Origin of the sequence: Pseudoselenomonas ruminantium, from assembly GCF_900104055.1 — a bacterium.
GTDB lineage: Bacteria > Bacillota > Negativicutes > Selenomonadales > Selenomonadaceae > Selenomonas_A > Selenomonas_A ruminantium_C.
The window spans coordinates 43,035-60,080 of record NZ_FNJQ01000009.1; the positions used below are offsets into that span (position 1 = coordinate 43,035).

Below are 17,046 nucleotides of genomic sequence, written 5' to 3' on the forward strand. Positions count from 1 at the left end.
GAAATTTTATGTGGGGGAGCAGCATGGCCTATATTGCACTTTATCGTAAATGGCGTCCCGGGACTTTTGCAGATCTGGTGGGGCAGGAGCATATCAGCAGGACGCTTTCTAATGCCATCAATACCGGCCGGATTGGTCATGCGTACCTGTTCTCCGGGCCGCGGGGCACAGGTAAGACCAGTACGGCGAAAATCCTGGCCAAGGCGCTCAACTGTGAACATGGGCCCACACCGGAGCCTTGCGGTGAGTGCAAGGCCTGCCGGAAAATCAATGACGGTTCCACGATGGATGTGTTTGAGATCGATGCGGCTTCCAACCGTGGTATCGATGAGATCCGTGACCTGCGGGAAACGGTGAAGTTTGCGCCGGTGGATGGCCGTTATAAGGTCTACATCATCGACGAAGTGCATATGTTGACTACCGAGGCGTTCAATGCGCTGCTCAAGACCTTGGAGGAGCCGCCCGCTCATGTGGTGTTCATCCTGGCGACGACGGAAGCCCATAAGGTGCCGCCGACAATCCAGTCCCGCTGCCAGCGCTATGATTTCAAGCGCATCACGGTGGAGGAAATCCGCGGGCGGCTGGAAACGGTCACGACGGAAATGGGGCTGAAAGCCGAGCCGGAAGCCCTGAACATGATTGCCATCCAGGCCGATGGCGGTCTGCGCGATGCGCTTTCTTTGTTGGACCAGTGTTCGGCGCTGGCCGATGGGGAACTCACGGCTGCCCGGGTGCGGCAGACCTTGGGGCTTATCGGCCATGAGTCAATCTACAAGCTCACGGAGGCCATCTATGCCCATAAAAGCCAGAAAGCGTTAGAGGTTTTGGCGGACCTCCTGCGGGATGGCAAGGAATTGAAGCAGGTGCTTACGGAACTATCCCTGCATCTGCGCAGCCTGATGATTTACCAGTCTACGGGCACGCTTGCACAGATGGATCTCTATGCCGAGCCGGATGAAGTCCTGCAGACGCAGGGGAAATTCTTCTCGGCTGCAGAGGTCATGGCCATGATCAAGAAACTCCATGAGGCTTTGGCGGAGCTCAAGTGGTCGCCGCAGCCGCGCATTACGGTGGAGGTCGCGCTGCTGGCATTATGCAATCCGGCAGACAGCGGCGCCGTACCGGTGCAGGCAGCTGCTCCCGCCGTGGATAGTGGACGTCTGGCCAGCCTCGAAGCAAAACTTTCGCAGATGGCGGCACAGCTGGCGGCCCGTCCGGCAGCGCCTGCCCAGCCTGCGGCGAAACCTGCTGCGGCAGTAACGCAGCGCCCGTCCCGTCCCATGCCGGCGGCCGCACCTGTACAGGAAGTACAGGCCGTGCCGATTACCGCCAGCGATGCGGAAGTCTGGGATAAACTGCTGCAGGCGCTGAAAGAACGCAAGATGCCTGCCTTTGCCTGCATGAATCAGGGACAGTTTGCGGGCATGACGGAAACGCAGTTCCTGGTGAAGTTTCAGGGCGTGCTGATGGCAGATCTGGCCATGCGCAATTATCGCACGTTGATCGAAGAGATATTACAGGAGCTTACAGGGCGTTCCCTGCGCCTGCATTGCAGCGGAGAGAATACGCCAGCGGCACCGCCGCCGCGTCCTGTGCCGAAGAAAAAAACTTTGCCGCCACCTCCGCCGGAGGAGCCGACGATACATGTTGATTTGGATTCTATGCCTCCCGAGGAGCGCGCCCCCTTGGAGAAGGCCTTTGAGATTTTTGGGGACCACGTGGTGGAAATCGAGGAGGACAATAAGTGAAAGGTCTAATCAAGCAGTTACAGGAGCAGGAAGGGTTTTCGGAATCCGAGCGGATGATTGCCAGTTATCTGCTGGCGCACTTCCGCAATCTACCGGGCATGTCCACGCGGCAACTGGCTAAGGAGACATTCACGAGTTCGGCGGCAATCGTGCGCTTCAGCCAGAAGCTTGGCTTTGGCGGTTATACCGAGTTCCGCGTGAAGTTCCTGGCTGATATGATGCGCTATACTGACCGTCCCCATGGCGAAGAACTGGCGATGACGGATAAGGATTCGGTGCACAGCATATTGGACAAGGTAACGAGCATTGAGATTGACTCGCTTAAGGAAACCCGTGCCATGCTCGAGCCGGGGGATTTTGTTCGGGCGCTCACGATCATCAATAAGAGCGACCATGTCGATTTCTACGCCATGGACAACAACCTGGATATTGCCAATATGGCAGCCACGGGCTTTATCATGGCCAACAAGTGTTCCACGGTTCATCCGGCCATGACCATGCAGTATCTGCAGGCCACGGGCGCACCCAAGGAGCATGTGGCCTTCTTCATCAGCCGCACCGGGGAAAACCGGATGCTCCTCGATATCGCCCATCTGTTGAAACTGCGTGGCAATCCAATCATCGTGCTGACAGCCTCGACCAAATCCAGCCTGGCCAGCCTGGCCGACGTGGTGTTCCCCGTTGCTACGGTGAATTCCATGGAGGAACTGGGGCCACGGGTGTTCCTGCTGGGGGCCAAGTATGTGATGGATATCTTGTTCGCCGTGCTGATGACGCGTGTGGATTTCCATAGTGCACAGCAGAAAGAACAATGGCTGAGCAAGCATTTCTACTATTAAAATCTTGCAGGTTCATATTGACTATGTTATACTTTAGGCATAGGCAAACGTTGTGAAGAGTCGTTAAGCAACAAAACGGAAAGGCCCGCTAGGAAGGTTAGGAGCTTCCTAGCGGGCCTTTTTTGCATATAAAAGGATAAATATTCTAAATATAAGCAATCGATGTAACAGTGCTACATGCTGTTACACATATTACGATTATCCGTGTATCAGTGTTTCGTATTGGTTTCGATTTATTGTTTCGTGATTTGCGCTATGTTATATTAGAATCACCTTAAGGGGAACGGGGGTTAAGCGCATAACCCCATGCAATAATAAAAAACTTTTGGAGAGAGGAAAGAAAATGACTAAGCAAGAGATGTTCGATAAGTTTATCGAATTCATGGGCGAGTTTGCACAGATCAAAGCTGTCGCCGCCCTGCGTGATGGCTTCATCATGACCACGCCATTCACCATCTGCGGTTCAGTATTCCTGCTGTTGGCAAACTTACCGCTGCCGGGTTATCCGGAATTCATGGCTTCAATCTTCGGAGCAGATTGGACGGCACCGCTCAATGCGGTTGCTGGTGGTACGTTCAGCGTTTTGGCACTGATCGTTGTGTTAGCAATCACGTATAAATTTGTGGAGAATGAAGGCTGCGATGCCATTATGGCTTCGATCTTGTCCTTGTCCACGTTCCTGATCCTGATGCCGCCGGAAATCATCAGCAAGGGTGGGGAAACCGTTGGTGACATCATTCCGAAAGCCTGGGTGGGCAGTAACGGTGTAATCACCGCCATCCTGATTGCCTTCTTCGTTTCTTATGTGTTCTGCTACTGCGAAAAGAACCACATCGGCATCAAGATGCCGGATTCCGTACCCTCCGGTGTGGCCAAAGCCTTCACGGCTCTGGTACCGGGCATGATCTTCTTCACTTGTGCTTCTGTACTCTATGGCCTCTGCCATTACATCGGCGCAACCACGCTGCCGGAACTCGTGTTCAAAGTAATTCAGACGCCGCTGCAGGGCCTGTCTGATTCCCTCGCCGGCGGTTCCATTATCGTAGGTCTCCAGAGCATCCTGTTCTGGGCTGGTATCCATGGCCCGAACGTGGTGGGCGGCGTTGTAAGCCCGCTCTTGATTGCCAACTCCCTCGACAACCAGCATCTGATTGATGCCGGTATGAGCCTTATCAACAACCCCGAAGCAAAGATCTTCACCTGCCAGATCAACGATGTGTTCGTTAAGAGCGGCGGCTGCGGCCTGACGCTGGGCCTCCTGTTTGCCGGTATCTTCACGGCTCGTTCCCAGCAGCTCAAATCCCTGATGAAGATGGCTTTCGTTCCCGGCCTGTTCAACATCAATGAACCGATTATCTTCGGTCTGCCAATCGTATTCAACCCGTATCTGCTGGTTCCGTTCGTTATCGTGCCGCTGATTGCGATGTTCGTAACCTACTTCGCCATCACGACGGGCTTTATGGCTCCGTTCAGTGCCGTACAGGTTCCCTGGACGACGCCGCCGGTCATCGCAGGCTTCCTGCTCAACGGCTGGCAGGGCGCAGTGGTACAGATCATCAATCTGGCCATCGCTACGGTAATCTACTTCCCGTTCCTCAAAGCACAGGATAAAGCATTCCTGAAAGAGGAAATGGGCGATATGGAAGAAGAAGCAAAAGAAGATAATGCAGTAAAGGCAGAAGTAAAGCCGGCTGCTGAACAGTGAGATTATTGAATTAGAGAATAAAGACTTTATGTGGATGCGATAGAGAAAAGAGGATGTAGGATGATTAATCAGAAAAGGACTGCCGCCGTACTTCTTGGACTTACCATGGGCCTTTCCGGCAGCGTATTCGCTGCTCCGGCTGCTGATGGTGCTGATCAGGATCTGGCTGCCCGCATTGCGGCTATTGAAGCACAGCAGCAGAAATTAAATCAGCAGCTGGATGCTTTGAAGAAGGAAAATGCCCAGCTCAAACGCACCAAGAAAGTAGCAGAAAGCAATAAGAATGCAATCAAAGGCTTGAAAGAAGCACAGAATCGCGTACAGTTGCATGGTTTTGGTCGTGTAACTTGGGATAATGATAACATCAAGGGATATATTGACCGCAATGACAATCGCCGGTTCTATCTGGATTTGAAAGGGCAGTTCAAAGTTAATGATAAGTGGAATTTCAACTTTGAAAGTGAAACAAATCCTCGTTATGCCAATTATGTAATGGCTGATGGTACGCTCAAGTCTCATTGGGGTCGTGATGATGAAGATGGTGTAATTCAGCGTATTTGGGCTGATGGTAAGATTGGGGTATTTGACTTCGATATTGGCCGCAGATGGCGTGGACTGGGCTTCCAGAATGTTCTTCTCGGTAATGAAACCGATGGTGTGGTAGTAAGCACGCCGATTAATAAAAAAGGCTTGAAGGCTTCTGCATTCTATCTCACGCCGACTGACAAGGGATATGATTTCAGCGTTGCTGGTGTTGGCATTCAGGGACAGGTTGCTCCGAAGCTGCAGATCAACTGTGCATTTGCCAAACTTAATGTGGGCAAGGGCGATTCCTTAGGCCAGAATGTTTATGATAAGACCACTACCTACAAGATTGAAGGTTCTGATGTAACGATTAAGGATATCAGCGGTAAGCTTAAAGCCGGCGGTGAATTTAAGTGGTATGGTTCTGCTAGTGGGGACACTTCTTACGGTGAATTTAACAGCGGTGAGGGGTTATCACTTTACTATACTGACGGTATTAAAGGTAAGGTAGATGCTACGGGTAATGTAACGCTTACGGAAACTGTTTCGGAACTCCGCAATACGGCCGGTTCCCATGGTTTTGTTCTGAGTGCGATGTGGAATCCAATGAAGAATATCTTCCTTATCGGTGATTATGCTAGGACAAATGCTCGTTCTTATAATATTGGTGAATGGGGTGCAGGTGGCTATACAGAAACCAAGTATAACAAGAAGGATTGCATGGCATTCCGTCTTAACTATCGTTGGTCCAACGTCGATAATCCGGGATCTTTCCAGCTTTATGCCCGCTGGTATGATTATGCTAAGAACGCCAATAATTTAGTGGGTATCATGGGCGATAAGGAATGGGGCCTCCTGCAGCCAGGTTCTCATGGCTGGGTAGTTGGCTTCAAGTATGTACCGGCAAAGAATATTGAGTGGGAAACCATGTATTCCATGGCTACGGCTCAGAACACTCTGTACGGTCATAAGAATGAGTCCTATCATCGTAACTTCATCCGCACCCAGATTGATTACCATTTCTAAGATTTTACAAAAAGGAAGTATTTACCATGAAAAAGATTGTTTTACTCTGTGCCTCCGGCATGTCCACCAGTATGCTCGTCAAGAAGATGCAGGAAGCTGCTGCTGCTGCTAACTATGACTGCTCCATCGATGCGTTCTCCGCAACGGATGCCGCTACGAAGGCCAATGATGCGGACTGCATCCTGCTCGGTCCTCAGATTCGTTTCCAGAAGAACAAGATTGCGGAACAGGTTCCCGGTGTTCCTGTAGACGCCATCGACATGCGCATGTATGGTCGTATGGACGGCAAAGCAGCACTGGAATTCGCTCGTAAATTGATGAATGACTAATAAAGATTGAGGTATATCATGGAAGGTTTAGAACTTACTGCATTTCAGATCATTTCTGCTGTGGGCACGGCTCGCAGCTGTTATATAGAAGCCATTCAGGAAGCCAAAAAAGGCAACTATGAAGCGGCTGCCCAGCTCATTAAAGATGGTGACGAAGCTTTCGTAGAAGGCCATGACGCACATGCAGGCCTGCTGCAGAAAGAAGCCGCCGGGGAAGGCGAGCATATCGGCCTCTTGATCCTCCATGCCGAGGACCAGCTCATGAGCGCTGAGGGCTTCAAGACTATCGCTTTGGAATTCATCGACGTGTACAAACGCTTCGACGCAGAGAAGAAGGAGGCCTGATTATGAGTTTCCCAAAAGGTTTCCTTTGGGGCGGTGCAGTTGCCGCCCATCAGCTCGAAGGCGGTTGGCAGGAAGGCGGCAAGGGCATCAGCGTAGCTGATGTCATGACCGTCGGCGGCCCCGGCAAGCCTCGTGAAATCACCGATGGCGTGCTGCCTGGCAAGATTTATCCGAACCACGAGGCGATTGAATTCTACTCCCATTACAAGGAAGATATCGCCCTGCTGGCCAAGCTCGGTTTCAAATGCTTCCGCACCAGCATTGCCTGGACGCGCATCTTCCCGAAAGGGGATGAACTCGAACCCAACGAAGAAGGGCTTAAGTTCTATGACGATTTGTTCGATGAAATGCATAAGTACGGTATGGAGCCGGTTATCACCCTGTCCCATTTCGAGATGCCTTATCATCTCGTGACGGAATACGGCGGCTGGCGTAACCGCAAGCTCGTGGACTTCTTCGTCCGCTTCGCGACGGTCTGCTTCAAGCGCTATAAGGACAAGGTCAAATACTGGATGACCTTCAATGAGATCAACAATCAGCGCAATGTCAAAGAAACGTTCGCACCGTTCACCAACTCCGGTGTCATTTACCAGGAAGGTGAAGACCGTTACGCGGTTCTTTACCAGGTCGCCCATCATGAGCTCGTGGCTTCGGCCAAGGCCGTGATCGAAGGTCACAAGATCAACCCCGATTTCCAGATTGGCTGCATGCTGGCAATGTCCCCCTCTTATCCAGCAACCTGTAAACCCCTCGATCAGATGGCAGCCCTGAAGGAAATGGATCGGACCTTCTATTACAGCGATGTGCAGTGCCGCGGCCATTATCCGCAGTATATGCTCAAGGAATGGGAACTCCACGGTTACGACATCAAGATGGAAGACGGCGACCTGGCTGCTCTCGAAGAAGGCAAGGTAGATTACTTCGCCTTGTCCTACTACATGAGCTTTGTCAGCGAATACGACGAGACGAGCCGTCATCTGTCCAAGGAAATCCCCAATCAGTATGTCAAAGCCTCTGACTGGGGCTGGCAGATCGATCCGGTGGGCCTGCGCTATATGCTCAACGTCCTGGCGGAACGCTATGAACTGCCCATGATGATCGTGGAAAATGGCATCGGCCTGCACGAAGAACCGGACGAAAACGGCGTAGTGCAGGATGATGAACGCATCAAATATTTTGCTGAACACATCGCGCAGATGAAGAAAGCCATCGAAGAAGATGGCGTGACGCTCATGGGCTATTGCCCCTGGGGCCCGATTGACCTCGTATCCGCCAGCACCGGTGAAATGGAGAAGCGCTATGGCTTCATCTATGTGGACAAGAACAACAAGGGCGAAGGCACTTTGAAACGCAGTCCGAAGAAATCTTTCTATTGGTATCAGAAGGTTATTAAGAGCAATGGCGAAGATTTGAGCTTCGAATGAGGAGGAAATAAAAATGATGAATATCCGCAAAAAAGCAGTAGCAGCAGCTGTGCTGATGGCTCTGGCAGCTCCCGTATCGGTTTCCATGGATCTCTTCACTCCGGCTGTGGTTTCTGCCGCACCGGCAACGGAAACCAAGGCCAGCGATGCTTTTGAAGTAGATCTGACCAAAGGCGAAAATAGTCTCTTTGAAGCTTCCGACGGCTGGACGAACGGCATGCCCTTCAACTGCTTCTGGCATAAGGAAAACGTGACCTTCGAAGATGGCGCACTGCAGCTGACGATTGATGAATCACCGAATCCGGCAGCCGACAAGGTTCCGTACTCCGGCGGCGAATACCGCAGCAAGGCCACCTATGGTTATGGCCGTTATGAAGTCGTGATGAAGGCCATCAAGAATGACGGCGTGGTTTCTTCCTTCTTCACTTACACGGGCCCCTATGATGGCGATCCCTGGGATGAAATCGACTTCGAAGTGCTCGGCAAAGACACCACGAAGGTACAGCTCAACTACTTCCGCAACGGCAAGGGCGGCCATGAAAAGATGATTGACCTGGGCTTCGATGCTTCCGAAGATTTCCATACCTATGCTTTTGAATGGCATAAGAACTCCATTATCTGGTTCGTCGATGGCAAGGAAGTATTCCGCCGCGAAAACGAAGACCTGCCGGTGACCAAGCAGAAGATCATGATGAATGCATGGCCGGGCAAGGGCGTAAATGAATGGCTCAAAGAATTCAAAGATGACAATATGCCGCTGACGGCGGAATATAAATCCATCAAATATACTCCGTTCTCTGAATAAGCAATAGCTATGAAATGCCTTCCCCACTGGGGAAGGCAAAATTTTGGGAGATGATACGATCATGCAGAGTAAGAAAAAACTTTGTCAACTCGTTTTAGCAGGTCTGGCCATGGTAGGTACCTGCGGGGCAGCAACTTTGGTAGAAGCCGCTGACGCAGGCATGCACGTGGATCAGGTTGGCTATCTTACCGGCCGTGATAAGACGGCGATGGTAACGGATTCCAAGGAAACGGATTTCAGTCTCGTCGATGCCAAGAGCAATAAGGTCGTCTATACCGGCAAGCTGTCTGAGGCCAAGGCCGATGCCATGTCGGAAGAGACATTGCGCAAGGCAGATTTCACGAACTTCAATACGCCCGGCACGTACAAGCTCAAAGTCGGCAATCGTGAATCCTATGAATTTGCCATTGGCGATAATGTCTATGCAGTTCCCAATGTGCAGACCTGGCGTTCTTTCACCCTGTCCCGCTGCAGCACGTCTATCGATGATAAGGACGTGACCGGCCTCAAGGTAAAGATGGGCCATCCGCAGGACACGCAGGCGCAGGTTTACTTCACCGACAAGCTCAACAAGAAGGGCGACAAGGTGGATGTATCCGGCGGCTGGTATGATGCCGGTGACTATGGCAAATACACGACGACGGGCGCGATTGCGGCCGCAGAACTCCTGCTGGCCTATGAAGCCCATCCGGATCATTTCACCAAAGGACAGCTGCTCTTCCCGGCAGGTGTCACGAGTGACAAGAATCTCCCCGATGCACTCAGCGAAGTGAAGTATGAATTCGACTTCCTCAAGAAGATGATGCGCAAGGACGGCAGCACATTCCATAAGGTGTCTGGTGCGCAGTGGCCTGGTTTTGACAAGAGTCCGGATTCTGACACGCAGGATCGCTTCCTCTATAGCACCTGCACCGCCAGCACGGCTATGTACGGTGCGAGCCTCGCCATCGGCGCCCGCGTCTACAAAGGCCTCGATGCTTCCTATGCCAAGTCCCTGCAGAAGGATGCCGATAAGGTCTGGAATTATCTTTCCAAGACCAAGGAATCCATCTACCGCGTGGACGAAGGCCAGGAAAGCGGCTCCGGCCCCTACAACGACACGAATGATATACAGGAACGCCTCTGGATGGCAGCGGAAATGTTCCGCACCACCGGCGACAAGAAATATGAAGACTATCTCAAAGCCAACAAGGCAGAGCTCTTGAAGGCACCGGGCTTCTTCACCTGGGATAATACGCTGGCTCTGGCGCAGTTCGCCTATGCCATTGCGTCTAAAGCCGATGCCGGCTTCCAGTCCGAGGTCAAGAAGGTCTATCTCGATTATGCGGACATGATTGCCGGCAAGATCCAGAAGGATGGCTTTGGCTGCGCCCTCTCCAAAGAGGAATACACCTGGGCTTCCACGAAGAACGCCCTGACGCAGGGCGACATGCTGCTGATGGCTTATCAGCTGCAGCCCAAGGCAGAGTATGAGGAAGGGGCACTGGCCCAGATCCACTATATGCTCGGCCGCAATTCCCTCGATAAGAGTTTCCTGACCGGCATGGGTTCCAACCCGCCGGAACATCCGCACAACCGCATCCATGAAAGCACTGGTGCCTATGTGCCCGGCCTGCTCGTTGGCGGCCCGAACCATATCAAGGGCGGCGATCCCGACCAGACCAAGTACCTCGAAGAGAACAAGGTCCCCGTGGCCAAGTCTTATATCGATGTGCTGAGCTCCTGGTCCACCAACGAATACGCCATCGACTACACCGGCACGGCAGCCTATGCCCTGGCATGGTTCGCCAAACCCGTGAACGTCACGGCCAAAGATCTCAAGTTAACCAGGAATTTCCCTTCTATAACAAAATAACCCTTGAAAATGGCCTGCGGAATAATTTTCGCAGGCCATTTTATAATTTTATACAAGAAAAAACCACCCTCGACCAAAAGGGTGGTTTTTAATGTCCAACCGCGGACCTATGCGCTGCAGATGACGGTGTTGGGCGACCATCATTGTGGTTCGTCCTCTTCTTATGACTAATTATATCATTTTCTTTATAGACAAGCAAGGACTGGTATTTCTCAATACGAGATGCTATATTAAGGACACGAATACTTGATGTACTCGAACCCCCCTCAGCTTTGCCCAGTTGCTGAGGGGGGTTCTCTACTACTTTGCCATATCTTAATGTTCCTTTTACTCGTTCAGCATGCTGCTTTTGCTCTCATTATAGTTGGCAATAAAGGCAGCATATTCTTTTTGCACGTTTTCGTTGATTTTCTTGGCTTCTTCCTCTTTCTGGTAGGCGCTGGCGTAATAGCGGTTGAATTGCAGGTTGGCGCCGATTTTCATCACGTCGCAGTAGCGGACGGAATCGTCGAGTACCTGCAGGAAGTCCTTGCGCAGCTGGTCGGTTCCCTGCGGGCATTTCATGTTGTTTACCTTATAGCGTACGCCCTCGCGGTCGTTTCTGGCCTGGTTCAGTACCCGGAAGTAGTCTGCCCAGATCATGCCGCCGTTGCGCAGGGATTCCATCATGCCGCCTGTATCGGCCTTGGCACTGTTGTAGCGTTCAATAGCTTCGTCCATTTCAGCGAAGAATGTTTTCAATTCGTTCAGGCGGGCCTGTTTTTCGGCTTCGATGCGTTTTCGTTCTTCTTCGAGCTTGCGCTGCTCCGTCACATAGGCTTTGAGCTGGGCGGGCAGCACGGTGATATCGTCATCGAGCGTCATTACCGTATTGGAGACGTTGATCTGGCCGGACAGATTCTTGATTTGCTCCGTATTGTCTTTGACCTCATTCAGGGCGTTGTCTACATCTTCATTCAAGGGGGATTTGATTACCTGAATCGAAGTTTCCAGCACGCTGCTTTCTTTCTGCAGCAGTTCAATCATGGCTTCATGCTGGGCCGTATAGCCGGCAAAGGGCTTGCGGGAGGTAAAGGATTTCATTTCTTCGTCGATTTCGTCTTTCTCCGACTGCAGCTGCTTGCTGAGTTCCTCTGCGTTTTCCGGCTTGATGGCACCGGGCTTGGTGTTGGTCACGACGATGCTGGTGGCATCATTCAGGCTGCGGTGTGCCTCAGCGTACATCTTCAGGTAATTGCCTTCATTCATATTATTGAAGTAGTAGGACGAGCCGGCGATGGAGACAATCAATAAGGCCAGGGCAATCATAATGTGTTTGAAATATTTATATTCCCTGAAGCGCTGGATGTAATCATCGATATTGAATTGATGGCTGTCATGGTCCTGCGCTTCACCGCAGTTTTTACAAAATTTTGCGTCTTTGTCATTCAGTGTGGCACAGGAACGGCACTTCCATTCACCCTGATGGATGGCTGCACCGCAATAGGGGCAGAACATTGCTCCATCATCATGAATCTCCTTTTGGCAGGCGCTGCATATTCTGTTTTGACTTGTCACGATTTTTAACGCTTCCTTTCTTATTCTCGTATTTTCCAACTGGTTCTGCCTGTTGGCCGCAACAGGCGGCAGGCAGTCATGAATTTAGGATAGCATATCTGCCAGGGCCTAGCAAGGGAATTCTAATTTTTCTTTAATGATTCGATGCCTTCCATAATACTAAGGCAGAGCCTTTTTTCCTTGACGGAAGCTTTTTATTTTGGTAGTCTAAGAGATGTTGAAATGTAAAAATTTACCTTTGAGAGGAGTTACAAATATGTTTGGTGGAATGGGCAACATGGGCAATATGGCCGGCATGATGAAAAAAGTCCAGAAGATGCAGAACGACATGAAGAAGATGCAGGATGAGCTCAAGCGCAAGACCGTGGACGTTACGACGGGCGGCGGCGCTGTGAAGATCGTCATGAACGGCGAGAAGCAGGTGCAGAGCCTCACGATCGATCCGGCTGCTGTTGATCCGGAAGATGTGGAAATGCTGCAGGATCTCATCACTTCTGCTTTCAATAACGCCACGAAGAAAGTGGACGATATGATGGCCTCGGAAATGGGCAAGCTCACGAGCGGTCTTGGCCTGCCGCCGGGACTCTTTTAAGGAGCAGGCGTGCAGTATATTGCCCCGCTGGCAAAGTTAATAGAGCATTTTCGCGCACTGCCGGGTATAGGTAACAAAACGGCAGTGCGCCTTGCTTATCATGTGCTGGATATGGACGCTGAGCAGGCGAAGAAACTCGCAACAGCCATTATCGAGGCCAAGGAGAAAATCGGCTATTGCAATACCTGCTTCAACTTAAGCGACCAGAATCCCTGCGCCATCTGTGCAGCGGAAGAACGCGACCACTCAATCATCTGTGTGGTGGAGCAGCCTCAGGATGTGGCAGCCATGGAACGCATGCGCGACTATAGAGGTGTATACCATGTGCTTCATGGTGCGTTGTCGCCATTGGAAGGCGTTGGCCCCGACCAGATCCGCATCAAGGAACTTTTGGCCAGACTCACGGATGACAAGGTGAAGGAAGTCATCATGGCCACGAACCCCAATGTGGAGGGCGAGGCCACGGCTATGTATTTAGCCAAACTGTTGAAGCCTATGGGCGTTAAAGTCACCCGCATTGCCCACGGCCTGCCGATTGGCGGTGATCTGGAATACGCGGATGAAGTGACGCTTTCCAAGGCGATGGAAAACCGGAGGGAAATCTAAATGGAAATTATCGCCGCTTTTGCGGTCGGGCTGATTGCCCTGTGTCTGATTGGCAAGCTGGTAGCCCTGCCCATGAAACTTCTGTGGAAGATGATCACCAACAGCATTGTTGGTGCGTTGGTCCTATGGGTAGTCAATATCTTTGGCGCCGGTGTGGAAATCACATTCCTCAAGGCATTGATAGCTGGTGTCTTAGGGGTGCCGGGGGTTATCATCGTCCTGTTGATGAAATGAGAAAGAATATACTGTCTCCTTTTGGGGGCAGTATTTTTTTTATGAAAAAAATGGAAATCGGGAAAATTAGAGAAAGATTAGGACTTACTTAAAAAATAATTAAGAAAAAATGAAAATAAAATGAGAAAAAGCCTTTTTGAGAACAAATTTCCGTGGTATACTAGTGTACGTTGGTAAGCTTATTGGTCATATGAATTTATGGGCATATTGTGGGTAAAGGCTTTCCAAACCAATAGTTACGGGCTTCGGCACGGACGAAATAGTAAAGGAGATTTGCAGAATGAAGAAAAAAGCTTTAGGAATCACGTTGACGTTAGCGATGGGACTATCTGCCCAATTTGTACAGGTGGATAGCCTGATGACCGGTAATATGTCCCAGGCTGTAGGGATGCAGCAGGCAGAAGCCGGCATCATGAATGGTTTTGCAGGCTCCATTGACAAGATGAAACATAAGGTTGTGTCCGATGCCAAGAAAGAGGCCAAAGCTGCTGTCAAGAAGGCTTTGAATGTGGACATGAATGGTATGAACGACCATATCAGAGCTATGAAGGCTCATCTGGAACTGGCTACGCATTTCACGGCAGGTGCTCAGTATAAGCTGGAAGAAGCAGCAGGCCTGCAGAACAACAGCCATTTCAATGAATTAGGCAATATCTCGAATGTATCCCGTTCCAACTTCAGCGATCTGGGCAGTGCGTACCGTTATGCTTCTATCCCGGGGGTTGACAGCAACATTGGTAATATGATTGAAACCCGTTTGAACTCTCAGGATGAGCAGGCTAAGAAGAAGACGCTGGAACGCCTGTCCTGGGCTAAGGAAGATCGTTCCATGGCAAACTGGTACAAGGCTTTGGCCCTCCGTGATGCTGTGTTTGTGGTGAAGGAAGCTGCTAAGGGCATTGCCCAGGCTGGCAAGAGCGGCAGCTATCAGGATGTGCTCAACACCCTGAAACATTATAAATCTGTAGCTGATGATACGCAGTCCATCTGCAAGAATCTCGGCAGCAAGACCGGTGATATGGACAAAGCCCTCAAGAAAGTAGATGCTAATAACAATATCAAGGCACCTTCCAAGGAACGTCAGAAACAGATTGCCAACAGCATCATGCCGGAATAAGCATTAGGGGATGAATTTGATGAATTGTAAAAAAATCATGCGTTCCCTGCTGGTGGCAGGTATGGCGCTGTCCATGACCATGTCACAGGCTATGGCCAAGGAGAGCAGCCTGCAGGTCAGCTGGTATCCGGAAGTCTATACGATGCACGCAGGGCAGGACAATCTGCTGAGCAACAATGCACGTCAGCAGATTAAGGATGCCATCAGTGCACGGCTGAAGGATCTGGCTGCGGCCGGGAAGCTGCCTTTCGCAGTGAAACAGGGGGCAAGCGGCAGTCTGAACAATGTGCAGGAAAGCTTCAGCGATGATGTCCCTTTGAGCCTGCTGCCCATCGTAGTAGTGGATGAATCCTTTGATACGCATATTACGATCGGTGATACTTCTGCCTGGCGTCACGTTATTGCCAGTGGCTTGAATATCGCCATCTGCAGTGCAGGTACGGCCGATGATGCCGGTATGAAGATGCTGGCAGTAGTTCCGCTGAGTGGTTATACGGTCATTGGCGATCCCAATGAAAATGGCGGGAAAATCATGCCGAAGGCTTTGACAGCTACTGAAAAGAGCAATGCTTATGCGGCTCTGTCCGTAGCCATGATCAAGGATATGGACTTCAATACGGTAGCCAAGGCGCTCAAGAACTGGCAGAAGGATAAAGTTTCGCCTGTAACCACGCAGGTAGCGGATGTGAAGATTTCCTCGAAAAAAGCTCAGGGGATTTTCCATGGGAAAGGTGTGCAGCTTCGCAACCTGATTGCCAACGTCTATTCGGCAGAATATCAGAAGGCCACGGGCAATCTGGTGATGCCGCCGCGTATTGCAACCTCCTTCCAGCAGCAGGCGCAGAAGAATATGTATGCCTTTGAGATGCATTGTCCTTCCGGTAAAGTGATGATGTCCATGGGCGAACCGGGCAAGACCGTGGTACTGGATTTCTCTGGTGCTGCCGAAGCGGAAGTGACGGGCAAGAAGGCTTCCAACATCCGCAAGGATGTTCTGTACAAAGCATGGCTGAAAAAGACGACGGATGATGGCAAAGAGGTTGTATTGGATGACTACATGGTGGAACCGCAGTTCAAGAAAGCCGGCTCCAACATTGATGTGGACAAAAAGGATATCTACGCTCGTCTGGAAATGAAGCTGGCCAAGAAAATGGCTGCGCAGAAAAGGTAAGAGCAGATGAAGAAAAAGACAGTTTTTAGTGCAATCTTAGGTTTCACGCTGCTATGGGGCAGCTGGGGGAATCCCTCAGCCTGCCATGCGGAAGTTGTGACGGGGCAGGCTGCTATCGTCAATGGTGATCTGGCCAAGGCGAAGCAGGATGCCATGAAGGATGCGATGCGCACGCTGCTGGAACAGAAGGTTGGCGTGCAGGTCACCAGTGAAACGCAGGTGGAGATGGGGATGGTCGTCCGTGATGAGATCCTTTCCCGTTCCACAGGCTGCATTCTGGTCAACAAGGTCATGCGGGAATGGCAGAACGGCGGTATCTTCTGTGTGGAGGCTGATCTGACAGCCAACGAAAAGCAGATTGAAACCACCGTAGCAGATCTGAAAGCCCGTCTGCAGGCCTTGGGCAACCAGCAGACCAGCCGTTCCACGCTGGTGCTTGCCGTCAGCGGCCGGGATGAGAATGGGCGTCCGAAACCGATTGAATCCGTGCGTAAGTATATTCAGGCCCGTTTGGGTGCGCAGGGATTCACGGTAGGGGCTGACGATGACATCAACAGTTATCTCGATGCGCAGAGTGATCTCGATAATCCTCAGGTCAGCGTGGAGGTACGCCGCCTGGCGCGCAACAGTTTCAGCGGTGCCAACGCTATCCTGCGTGGTACGCTGACAACGCAGAAGGCTGCGCGTCAGAATGGTTTCTATGAAGCCATGGTACATGCTTCCTTCGAAGTCGTGGGCATTGACAGCAATCTGTCTGACAGCTTCGATGATTATTTCACGGCGGTGGATGCTGACCGTGACAAGGCCATCCATAAAGCCGAGGAAATGGCCGTCAGCAAGGCGGCTGAATCTTTGGGCAAGCAGGCCTTGAGTACCGTACAGACGGAATCACAGGGCGCTGACCGCCTGTTGAAGATGGTGCTGGTCGTCAATGGTATGACGGACCGCAATGCACAGCTTACGGCTTTGCGTCAGAAATTGGGGGGCCTGCACTGCCGGATCATCCGTTCCGGTTTTATGGGCGGCACCCTGCAGATGCTGGTCGAGGCCAGCGGCTATGCCACCACCGACGACCTGTCGGCGGCTATCAGCGGTGCAACCGGCCTGCAGCCCGGTGATGAAAATATGAATGCAGCTGGCGCGAAAAAGCTTTATTTCAGCTATTGAG

General features: G+C 51.4%; 16 protein-coding genes. 15 read left to right on the forward strand and 1 reads right to left on the reverse strand.

Going from position 1 to position 17,046, the window contains the following annotated elements:
- The first annotated feature begins 23 nt into the window (after positions 1-23).
- The 9 genes from dnaX (at position 24) to BLQ59_RS05605 (ending at position 10,601) form a co-directional block, all read left to right on the forward strand.
- Entirely contained in the window at positions 24-1,748 is a 1,725-nt protein-coding gene (gene dnaX, locus BLQ59_RS05565; RefSeq protein WP_074571918.1) for a DNA polymerase III subunit gamma/tau, read from the forward strand.
- On the forward strand, positions 1,745-2,587 hold the full coding sequence (locus BLQ59_RS05570; protein ID WP_074571919.1) for a MurR/RpiR family transcriptional regulator: 843 nt from the start codon (positions 1,745-1,747) through the stop codon (positions 2,585-2,587). Before dnaX ends, BLQ59_RS05570 begins: the two co-directional genes overlap by 4 nt.
- A gap of 343 nt (positions 2,588-2,930) precedes the next feature.
- Positions 2,931-4,292, forward strand: coding sequence for a PTS sugar transporter subunit IIC (locus tag BLQ59_RS05575; RefSeq protein ID WP_074571920.1), 1,362 nt, complete (start codon positions 2,931-2,933; stop codon positions 4,290-4,292).
- A 60-nt stretch (positions 4,293-4,352) separates the two neighbouring features.
- On the forward strand, positions 4,353-5,843 hold the full coding sequence (locus BLQ59_RS15965; RefSeq protein ID WP_176756739.1) for a coiled-coil domain-containing protein: 1,491 nt from the start codon (positions 4,353-4,355) through the stop codon (positions 5,841-5,843).
- Positions 5,844-5,869: 26 nt separating this feature from the next.
- The gene (locus BLQ59_RS05585) at positions 5,870-6,172 is read left to right on the forward strand and encodes a PTS sugar transporter subunit IIB (protein ID WP_074571921.1); all 303 of its coding nucleotides are present in this window, start codon (positions 5,870-5,872) and stop codon (positions 6,170-6,172) included.
- An 18-nt stretch (positions 6,173-6,190) separates the two neighbouring features.
- Positions 6,191-6,517, forward strand: a complete 327-nt coding sequence (locus BLQ59_RS05590; protein WP_074571922.1) for a PTS sugar transporter subunit IIA — start codon at positions 6,191-6,193, stop codon at positions 6,515-6,517.
- A gap of 2 nt (positions 6,518-6,519) precedes the next feature.
- Positions 6,520-7,941: a 6-phospho-beta-glucosidase gene (locus tag BLQ59_RS05595; RefSeq protein WP_074571923.1), complete on the forward strand. Its 1,422-nt coding sequence runs from the start codon at positions 6,520-6,522 to the stop codon at positions 7,939-7,941.
- A 13-nt stretch (positions 7,942-7,954) separates the two neighbouring features.
- Positions 7,955-8,746, forward strand: coding sequence for a beta-glucanase (gene bglS, locus BLQ59_RS05600; protein WP_256324611.1), 792 nt, complete (start codon positions 7,955-7,957; stop codon positions 8,744-8,746).
- Positions 8,747-8,789: 43 nt separating this feature from the next.
- Positions 8,790-10,601, forward strand: a complete 1,812-nt coding sequence (locus tag BLQ59_RS05605) for a glycoside hydrolase family 9 protein (RefSeq protein ID WP_256324612.1) — start codon at positions 8,790-8,792, stop codon at positions 10,599-10,601.
- A gap of 327 nt (positions 10,602-10,928) precedes the next feature.
- Here BLQ59_RS05605 and BLQ59_RS05610 read toward each other — a convergent pair whose 3' ends face one another.
- Positions 10,929-12,158, reverse strand: coding sequence for a zinc ribbon domain-containing protein (locus BLQ59_RS05610; RefSeq protein ID WP_143005297.1), 1,230 nt, complete (start codon positions 12,156-12,158; stop codon positions 10,929-10,931).
- A gap of 256 nt (positions 12,159-12,414) precedes the next feature.
- Between BLQ59_RS05610 and BLQ59_RS05615 the strand changes: the two genes are divergently transcribed.
- The 6 genes from BLQ59_RS05615 (at position 12,415) to BLQ59_RS05640 (ending at position 17,045) form a co-directional block, all read left to right on the forward strand.
- Complete coding sequence (locus BLQ59_RS05615) at positions 12,415-12,750, forward strand: YbaB/EbfC family nucleoid-associated protein (protein ID WP_073088607.1); 336 nt, start codon at positions 12,415-12,417, stop codon at positions 12,748-12,750.
- A 9-nt stretch (positions 12,751-12,759) separates the two neighbouring features.
- Positions 12,760-13,356 (forward strand): recombination mediator RecR, encoded by a 597-nt coding sequence (recR, locus tag BLQ59_RS05620; protein ID WP_074571925.1) that lies wholly within the window; start codon positions 12,760-12,762, stop codon positions 13,354-13,356.
- Positions 13,357-13,590, forward strand: a complete 234-nt coding sequence (locus BLQ59_RS05625) for a pro-sigmaK processing inhibitor BofA family protein (RefSeq protein WP_074571926.1) — start codon at positions 13,357-13,359, stop codon at positions 13,588-13,590.
- A 280-nt stretch (positions 13,591-13,870) separates the two neighbouring features.
- A complete protein-coding gene (locus tag BLQ59_RS05630; RefSeq protein WP_074571927.1) occupies positions 13,871-14,707 on the forward strand; it encodes a hypothetical protein in 837 nt (278 codons plus the stop codon).
- Between the two features lie 19 nt (positions 14,708-14,726).
- A complete protein-coding gene (locus tag BLQ59_RS05635) occupies positions 14,727-15,878 on the forward strand; it encodes a hypothetical protein (RefSeq protein ID WP_074571928.1) in 1,152 nt (383 codons plus the stop codon).
- 6 nt (positions 15,879-15,884) lie between these two features.
- Complete coding sequence (locus tag BLQ59_RS05640; protein ID WP_074571929.1) at positions 15,885-17,045, forward strand: hypothetical protein; 1,161 nt, start codon at positions 15,885-15,887, stop codon at positions 17,043-17,045.
- Position 17,046 lies beyond the last annotated feature (1 nt).

What these genes read in the sequence shown, in the direction of transcription:
- dnaX (WP_074571918.1), top strand. Translation starts at nt 24, where the DNA reads ATGGCCTATATTGCACTTTATCGTAAATGGCGTCCCGGGACTTTTGCA.
- BLQ59_RS05575 (WP_074571920.1), top strand. Translation starts at nt 2,931, where the DNA reads ATGACTAAGCAAGAGATGTTCGATAAGTTTATCGAATTCATGGGCGAG.
- BLQ59_RS15965 (WP_176756739.1), top strand. Translation starts at nt 4,353, where the DNA reads ATGATTAATCAGAAAAGGACTGCCGCCGTACTTCTTGGACTTACCATG.
- BLQ59_RS05585 (WP_074571921.1), top strand. Translation starts at nt 5,870, where the DNA reads ATGAAAAAGATTGTTTTACTCTGTGCCTCCGGCATGTCCACCAGTATG.
- BLQ59_RS05590 (WP_074571922.1), top strand. Translation starts at nt 6,191, where the DNA reads ATGGAAGGTTTAGAACTTACTGCATTTCAGATCATTTCTGCTGTGGGC.
- BLQ59_RS05595 (WP_074571923.1), top strand. Translation starts at nt 6,520, where the DNA reads ATGAGTTTCCCAAAAGGTTTCCTTTGGGGCGGTGCAGTTGCCGCCCAT.
- bglS (WP_256324611.1), top strand. Translation starts at nt 7,955, where the DNA reads ATGATGAATATCCGCAAAAAAGCAGTAGCAGCAGCTGTGCTGATGGCT.
- BLQ59_RS05615 (WP_073088607.1), top strand. Translation starts at nt 12,415, where the DNA reads ATGTTTGGTGGAATGGGCAACATGGGCAATATGGCCGGCATGATGAAA.
- BLQ59_RS05625 (WP_074571926.1), top strand. Translation starts at nt 13,357, where the DNA reads ATGGAAATTATCGCCGCTTTTGCGGTCGGGCTGATTGCCCTGTGTCTG.
- BLQ59_RS05630 (WP_074571927.1), top strand. Translation starts at nt 13,871, where the DNA reads ATGAAGAAAAAAGCTTTAGGAATCACGTTGACGTTAGCGATGGGACTA.
- BLQ59_RS05635 (WP_074571928.1), top strand. Translation starts at nt 14,727, where the DNA reads ATGAATTGTAAAAAAATCATGCGTTCCCTGCTGGTGGCAGGTATGGCG.
- BLQ59_RS05640 (WP_074571929.1), top strand. Translation starts at nt 15,885, where the DNA reads ATGAAGAAAAAGACAGTTTTTAGTGCAATCTTAGGTTTCACGCTGCTA.